The organism is Mesorhizobium sp. M4A.F.Ca.ET.022.05.2.1, from assembly GCF_003998845.1.
GTDB lineage: Bacteria > Pseudomonadota > Alphaproteobacteria > Rhizobiales > Rhizobiaceae > Mesorhizobium.
The window spans coordinates 1-7,014 of record NZ_RZOJ01000314.1 but is presented as its reverse complement, the minus strand read 5'-3'; the positions used below and the strand labels follow the sequence as shown (position 1 = coordinate 7,014).

The following is a 7,014-nucleotide window of genomic DNA, read 5'->3' as shown; positions in this document are numbered from 1 at the left end:
CTCGCTGGTGCACCGCGCCGAAAAGCGGATCGCGCCCACCAGCGATGATCAACGCCTGCACCTGCACGGCTCGCCCCACGGCGGTCAGATCGGCGCGGCGGATTTCTTCGAGAATGGCGCGCCAGCGCGCCGCGGGAATCGCGGAGGCGTCTTTCGCGAGACCGGCGAGAAAAGCCTGCGGCACACCTGGCTGGCAGGCATGCCACCAGTCATAGAACGGATCGGCTGGCGAAATCGGATCGCGCAACGCCGCGACCCTGTCGGTCAATTGGTGATCCCGTCCGAAATCGGGCTTCAGCGTGCTGGCCACAATCACCAGCCCGCCGATCAATTCGGGATGCCGCGCGGCCAGCATCATCGACACCATGCCACCCAGCGAATGGCCGACGACGACCGGCCGATCGAGCCGCAGGCTGCGGATCAGCCCGGCAATGTCCTCTGCGAAGTCAGCAATGCGATAACCATCGCCCGCCTGTGAGGCGCCGTGGCCGCGCAGGTCCGGCATGATCAGTCGGCGCCCGGAAAGATGCGGCGCCAGCAGCGAAAAACTGCGGCTGGTGTCGGTGAAGCCATGAACCAGGAGCAGCGGCGGCTCCGAACCGGCGACCTCGACATAGGCAAGATCGAGACCGCCGACACCGGCGATTTGCTTGCGGCCGGCCCAGGGGTCCTGTTCGGCCTCCTGATGCGCCAGTTCCAAAGCTGCCGGCCTCACAGTCCGAGCTTTTCCTTGACCGCGGCGAGGCCTGGCTTGCCGTCGAAAGTGGCGACACCGGCGAGCCAAGCGTCGAGACGATCCTTGTGCAAGGCGATCGACTTCAACGCCCCCTCCTCCGGCTTCATGCCGTCATTGATCAGGTAGCCCATGCCGACATTCTCCATATCGATGTCGAATGCGAGGTTCTTCAGGAACTGCGCCACATTCGGGCATTCCTGCAGAAAACCCTTGCGCACCTGCGTCGTCACCGTCGCGGCGCCGAAATTAGGGCCGAAGAACTTGTCGCCGCCGGTCAGGTACTTGAAGTCGTACATCGTGTTCATGGGATGCGGCGCCCAGCCCTGGAAGACAATGAATTGCTTCTCCTTGATCTCGTAGCCGACCTCCGAGAGCATGCCAGCTTCGCTCGACTCGACCACCTGCCAGCCGTCGAGGCCGAACTGAGGATCGGCGATAGCGTCCATCATCAGCTGGTTGGAGCCCGGCTCGATGCCGTACATCTTCTTGCCGAACTTGTCGGCGAATTTGTGCAGGTCGGACAGGTCCTTGACGCCGGCGTCCCAGACATAGGTCGGCACGGCGAAGGTGTATTTGGCGCCGACCAGATTGACGCGCACATTCTCGATCGAGCCGTCCTTCTTGTAGGGCTCATAGTAGGTGACCATCGCCGGGTCCCAGTAGCCGAGGAATAAATCGAGGTCCCTGTTCTTCATGCCCTCGTAGATGACGTTGATGCCGAGCACCTCGCTCTGCGGCTCGTAACCAAGCGCCTGGAGCAGGACGTAGGCGACCCCTGTGGTGAAAGCGAGATCGTTCCAGCCGGGTTCCGCCATGCGGACCGCCTTGCACTGCTCGGCCTCGGCCGCTCGGGCCGCCTGGGTACCCAGCATCAACGCAGCCAGACAGACCCCGTTCGCAAGCACTCGCAACATATCGGCTCTCCACTTATTGACCAATTGGTCATATAATTGTCCCGTTGGTCAATTGTTGATCTAAGTGGACGAAAATGTCAACATGGAATCGCCATGCTTGGATCGATCCGATGAAACTCACGCGTCTCAGCGACATACGCCGCAAGGAGTTGCGGCAGGCGGCCTTCGCGGTGCTGGAGCGCGAGGGCATTGCCGGTGCGACGCTGGAAAAAGTGGCGGCCCAGGCCGGCGCCTCGAAAGGCATCGTGCTGCACTATTTCCGCAGCAAGCAGGAGCTGTTCGAGCATGCCATGCGCGAGGCAAATGCGGTCCTTTGCCACGCGGTGATCGCCAGGCTCCGGCGAGCGCGGACGCCGATGGAACGGCTCGACGCGGTGATAGAAGGCAATTTCGAGGAGCATCTGTTCCGGCCGCCGCTCTGCCATGCCTGGCTATCGCTCTGTGCCGAGGTGCCCCGCGACGAAAAGCTGGCGCGCATCCAGAAGGTCATCCACGCGCGCATGCGCTCGAACCTGTTGTCCGGCTTGCGCGGCCTGACATCGCCGGACGTGGCCGACGAGATAGTGATCGGCGTCACCGCACTGATCGACGGGCTGTGGCTTAGGCTTGGCCTGCGGCCGGGCAGCGTATCGCGCGAGTTGGCGGTGCGACAGGTCAAGGACTACGTCGTGGGACGCCTCGCCCTGCGCCAGGCAGCGCCCGCCGGGATGGCGTCGGCCGGGTAAGTTTCATACCGGGCGATAGGCCGACGGGTTGACCCTCCGCGCCATTCGGCGCTGCATCCCTGCGCGGCACATTGCAAGGAGCCTGGCGATGAGACTTCAGGGCAAAAGGGCGCTGGTCACCGGCGGTTCGGATGGCATCGGCTTGGCAATCTCTGAAGCCTTCGCTCGCGAAGGCGCCGATGCGCTGATCGTTGGCCGCGATGCCGGCAAGCTAGAGGCCGCGCGGGACGCGCTGGCGGTAGAAGCAAAAGGTAACGCCACGGTAGAAACGCTGTCGGCCGACCTCGCCACCAGCGCCGGCATCGACGCGGTGGCTGCCCGGGTCAAAGGATCCGGTCGGCCGCTCGACATCCTCGTCAACAATGCCGGCGTCGCTTATCTGGTGCCATTCGAGACGGTCAGCGAAGAACGGTTCCAGCATTCCTTCGCGCTCAACGTGACGGCGGCCTTCTTCCTGACGCAGCGGCTCCTGCCGCAGCTCGGCGCCGGCGCCTCGATCATCAACATCTCGTCCTATTTCGCCAACAAGATGATCCCGAAGCGGCCGTCCAGCCTTTACTCGCTCTCCAAGGGCGCGCTGAACTCGCTGACCAAGTCGCTCGCCTTCGAGCTCGGCCCGCGAGGCATCCGGGTCAACGCGATTGCGCCCGGCACGATCGACACCGCCATGCGGCGCAACTCGATCGAAAACCTGCCGCAGCAGGCACAGGACGACCTCAGGGCCTATGTCGAGCGCTCCTATCCGCTCGGCCGCATCGGCCGCACCAGCGACCTCGCTGGCATTGCCGTCTATCTCGGCAGCGACGAGGCCGCCTGGACCAGCGGCGGCATCTTTGCGATCGACGGCGGCTATACGGCGGGGTGAGAGGCTCTCTCTTCCCCTTCCTCCCTTGTGGGAGAAGGTGTAGCCGAAGGCGACGGATGAGGGGGCTCCAGCTTGGCGCCGACAGCGATCCGTCACGCACCTCTCAACCGTGTCGGCGCTGCGCGCCGATCCACCTTCTCCGACAGAGGGAGAAGGAAGAGGCGCTTCAACCGATTTGCATCTTCTTGGCCCGCAATCTCTGCTTGATGCCATTTGTGCAACGCGATACGCCGTTGCCGAATTCGACAACCGGAGACCCTCCAGTGAGCGCTGAGAAGAGCAGAACCGAAACCGACACATTCGGTCCCATCGAGGTCGCCGACGACCGCTACTGGGGCGCGCAGGCGCAGCGTTCGCTGGGCAATTTCAAGATCGGCTGGGAGAAGCAGCCGGCCTCGATCGTGCGCGCGCTCGGCATCGTCAAGCGCGCCGCGGCCGAAGCCAATATGGAGCTGAAGCGCCTCGATCCCGCGCTCGGCAAGGCGATCATCGAGGCCGCGCAGGAGGTGATCGACGGCAAGCTCAACGACCATTTCCCGCTGGTGGTGTGGCAGACCGGCTCGGGCACGCAGTCCAACATGAACGCCAATGAGGTGATCTCCAACCGGGCGATCGAGCTGCTCGGCGGCGTCATGGGCTCGAAGAAGCCGGTGCATCCGAACGACCACGTCAATATGAGCCAGTCGTCGAACGACACCTATCCGACGGCCATGCACATCGCCTGCGCCGAGCGCATCGTGCACGATTTGCTGCCGGCGCTGAAGCACCTGCACAAGGCGCTGGAGGCCAAGAGCCAGGCCTTCGCGCATATCATCAAGATCGGCCGCACGCATACGCAGGACGCCACCCCGCTGACGCTGGGCCAGGAATTCTCCGGCTATGCCGCGCAGGTCGCCTCCTCGATCAAGCGCATAGAGATGACGCTGCCCGGCCTGCAGGAGCTGGCGCAGGGCGGCACCGCGGTCGGCACCGGCCTCAACGCGCCGGTCGGCTTCGCCGAAAAGGTGGCGGACCGCATCGCCGCCATCACCGGCATCGCCTTCGTCACCGCGCCGAACAAGTTCGAGGCGCTGGCCGCCCATGATTCCATGGTGTTCTCGCATGGCGCGATCAACGCCGCGGCGGCGGCACTCTTCAAGATCGCCAACGACATCCGCTTCCTCGGCTCCGGCCCGCGCTCCGGCCTCGGCGAGCTCTCGCTGCCGGAAAACGAGCCGGGCTCCTCGATCATGCCCGGCAAGGTCAACCCGACCCAGTGCGAAGCGCTGACGCAGGTCTGCGTGCAGGTGTTCGGCAACAATGCTGCGCTGACCTTCGCCGGCAGTCAGGGCCATTTCGAGCTCAACGTCTACAACCCGCTGATGGCCTATAATTTCCTGCAGTCGGTGCAGTTGCTCGCCGACGCCTCGGTCTCCTTCACCGACAATTGCGTGGTCGGCATCGAGGCGCGCGAGGACAACATCAAGGCAGCGCTCGACCGCTCGCTGATGCTGGTCACTGCGCTGGCGCCGACCATCGGCTACGACAACGCCGCCAAGATCGCCAAGACGGCGCACAAGAAGGGCACCACCCTGCGCGAGGAAGCACTGGCGACAGGCCTGGTCAGCGAGGCCGACTACGACCGGCTGGTACGGCCGGAGGACATGACGCATCCGGGGTAAGCTAGTATCACCGGCGTAACCGGGTGAACAATCTGTCGCCACATCGGCATCTTTGGTGAACAGTCTGCCTGCTCTATCTGGGTTGTCATTCCAATCCTCCCGGAGAGAGTCCCATGTCCATCAACACTTCTGTCGCCGGTTCCGGCGTCGCTTCCAACAGCTCCACCACCATCCTGCTCGGCCGCATCCTGCTGGCCGTCATCTTCCTGCTTTCGGGCTTCGGCAAGCTCACCGCGATTGCCGGCACCGCCGGCTATTTTGGCAGCCTCGGCCTGCCGCTGCCGACCGTGACCGCCGTCCTCGTCGGCCTCATCGAGCTGCTCGGCGGCCTCGCCGTCCTCGTCGGCTTCCAGACCCGCATCGTTGCCTGGGTGCTGGCGATCTTCACGGTTGCCACCGGGCTGGTCGCCCACACCGGCTGGGCCGACCAGATGCAGATGATCCAGTTCCTCAAGAACCTCGCCATCGCCGGCGGCTTCATCGTGCTGGCTTCGTCTGGCGCCGGTTCCTACTCGATCGACGCCAAGCGCGGCTGAGCCCCGCTCAAATCCCGAACTAGACAAAGCGGCGCGGAATTTTCCGCGCCGCTTTTTCGTTGTCGAACTGTGCAGACGCGCCAGGTCTGCGACTCTGCTAGACTGGGGCGCAATCTAGGCTTGGCCAGTGGCCGGCTTTCGCTCTTTGCTCTGACGCAATTCCGGACGGAAAACCGTTACACACTTTTCCTGGAATTGCTCTCGGGAGGTGACGATGCCCCGCAATGCGCTGCTTCTATTGTCCCGCCTGCTGCTTGCCGCCCTCTTCGTCCCGTCCGGCTTCCACGCGCTGGCCAATATTTCCGGCACGACCAGCTATTTCGCCGGCCTCGGCCTGCCATTGCCGGCGCTCGCCGCCTGGGGCACCGGCCTGTTCGAGCTGATCGCCGGATTGCTCGTCCTCGTCGGCTTCCAGACGCGAATCGTCGGCCTGCTGCTCGCCGCCTTCTGCGTGGCAGCAGGCCTCATCGGCCACTATGGTCAGGGTGGCGACGACGCCATGCTCGCCTTCCTGCACCAGCAGATGCTGATGAAGGACATCGCGATCGCAGGCGGCTTCCTGGCGCTGGCAATGGCCGGCGCCGGCGCCTGGTCGATCGACGGGCGTAGCTTCGGCGTTGGCGCCGACATCACCTGACGCCCTATTTCACCGAAACGCTCGGCCCATTCTCGACCGCCAGCACCAGCCGGCGGTTGGTGATCCGGGCCAGTTGCGCCAGCCTGCCGGCCGGGCGCTCGCCATAGAGGTCGGCAAGTGAGGCCGGCAGCACCAGCGCCAGCATGCCGTTGCCGCGGTTTTCCCATTTCAGCCTGGGCATCACGCCCGGCATCGCCGCCGTCATCAGGTAGACGACGCGCATCATTGCGGCGAGAACGCGGGCGCGCTCGAGGATGCGCGGCGGCGCCAGCGCCTTGATCTCGGGCGCGATGCCTTCGTTGAAGATGCCGTCATGGCGGTAGGCGCCGGCCAGCGCCAGATAGGCGCGGCCGGGATGGTCGACGCCGATGAAAGAGGCGTGCGCGATGATGTTGAGAGACTGCCTGCCGCGGTATTCGGGATGCGCGCGCCAACCAATATCGGCGAGCAGGCAGGCGGCCTGGCGGTAACGCGCCTCGTCCTCGGTCTCGTCGATGCCGAAAGCGGCAAAGGCCTTGCCGGTCCAGTCGACCAGCTCATGCGCATGGTGGACCGAGCGCGAGCGCAATAGCGCGAGTTCCTCGGCGGCCGAGATCAGCGGATCGGCCTGCTGCTCGGCCTCGTCGAGCAGCGAGTAGAGAAAGCCCTCGCGCACGCCGAGCGCCGAAACGACGATCTTCGACGGCTGCATCGCCGTCATGATCTCCTGCAGCACGATGGCGCCATAGGGGAGCAGCGAGCGGCGGTTCTTGGAAACGCCTTCGATGCCCTTGACCTTCTCGATCTCGGCCTTCGTCACCTGCTTCAGGAAGCTCTGCGCGCTGTCGGCCGAGATCTCATAGTGATGCATGACGCCGAGCGGGTAGTTGGTCATCTCCATGTGCAGCCGGGCGAGGTTTCGCCAGGTGCCGCCGACGGCGTAGAAGGCCCTGCCCTGCCC

At 64.6% G+C, this 7,014-nt stretch carries 7 protein-coding genes and 1 pseudogene; 5 read left to right on the top strand and 3 right to left on the bottom strand.

Annotated features, from left to right (window positions below; translation table 11 throughout):
• The coding region (locus EN745_RS25880) for an alpha/beta hydrolase (protein ID WP_189363161.1) at positions 1 to 715 on the bottom strand (715 nt) is incomplete at its 3' end.
• Positions 712 to 1,650, bottom strand: a complete 939-nt coding sequence (gene choX, locus EN745_RS25875; protein ID WP_126055154.1) for a choline ABC transporter substrate-binding protein — start codon at positions 1,648 to 1,650, stop codon at positions 712 to 714. The genes EN745_RS25880 and choX, both read right to left, overlap by 4 nt.
• A 74-nt stretch (positions 1,651 to 1,724) precedes the next feature.
• Here choX and betI point away from each other — a divergent pair, with 74 nt between their 5' ends.
• The 5 genes from betI to EN745_RS25850 all read left to right on the top strand — a co-directional run bounded on the left by betI (position 1,725) and on the right by EN745_RS25850 (position 6,074).
• Complete coding sequence (gene betI / locus EN745_RS25870) at positions 1,725 to 2,375, top strand: transcriptional regulator BetI (protein WP_127422580.1); 651 nt, start codon at positions 1,725 to 1,727, stop codon at positions 2,373 to 2,375.
• Positions 2,376 to 2,463: 88 nt separating this feature from the next.
• Positions 2,464 to 3,240, top strand: a complete 777-nt coding sequence (locus EN745_RS25865; protein WP_127422579.1) for an SDR family oxidoreductase — start codon at positions 2,464 to 2,466, stop codon at positions 3,238 to 3,240.
• A gap of 263 nt (positions 3,241 to 3,503) precedes the next feature.
• Complete coding sequence (fumC, locus tag EN745_RS25860) at positions 3,504 to 4,901, top strand: class II fumarate hydratase (protein ID WP_127422578.1); 1,398 nt, start codon at positions 3,504 to 3,506, stop codon at positions 4,899 to 4,901.
• Positions 4,902 to 5,014: 113 nt separating this feature from the next.
• Positions 5,015 to 5,437 carry a DoxX family protein gene (locus EN745_RS25855; protein WP_126055158.1) on the top strand — a complete coding sequence of 141 codons (423 nt, stop codon included), beginning with the start codon at positions 5,015 to 5,017 and terminating at the stop codon, positions 5,435 to 5,437.
• 214 nt (positions 5,438 to 5,651) lie between these two features.
• Positions 5,652 to 6,074 carry a DoxX family protein gene (locus EN745_RS25850; protein WP_126055159.1) on the top strand — a complete coding sequence of 141 codons (423 nt, stop codon included), beginning with the start codon at positions 5,652 to 5,654 and terminating at the stop codon, positions 6,072 to 6,074.
• A 4-nt stretch (positions 6,075 to 6,078) separates the two neighbouring features.
• Here the strand turns inward: EN745_RS25850 and EN745_RS25845 are convergent.
• Positions 6,079 to 7,014 (bottom strand): annotated as a pseudogene (locus tag EN745_RS25845) (exopolyphosphatase); the annotation flags it as partial.

Coding starts and splice junctions, on each gene's coding strand:
- EN745_RS25865 (WP_127422579.1), top strand. CDS start 2,464: ATGAGACTTCAGGGCAAAAGGGCGCTGGTCACCGGCGGTTCGGATGGC.
- betI (WP_127422580.1), top strand. CDS start 1,725: ATGTCAACATGGAATCGCCATGCTTGGATCGATCCGATGAAACTCACG.
- EN745_RS25855 (WP_126055158.1), top strand. CDS start 5,015: ATGTCCATCAACACTTCTGTCGCCGGTTCCGGCGTCGCTTCCAACAGC.
- choX (WP_126055154.1), bottom strand. CDS start 1,650: ATGTTGCGAGTGCTTGCGAACGGGGTCTGTCTGGCTGCGTTGATGCTG.
- EN745_RS25850 (WP_126055159.1), top strand. CDS start 5,652: ATGCCCCGCAATGCGCTGCTTCTATTGTCCCGCCTGCTGCTTGCCGCC.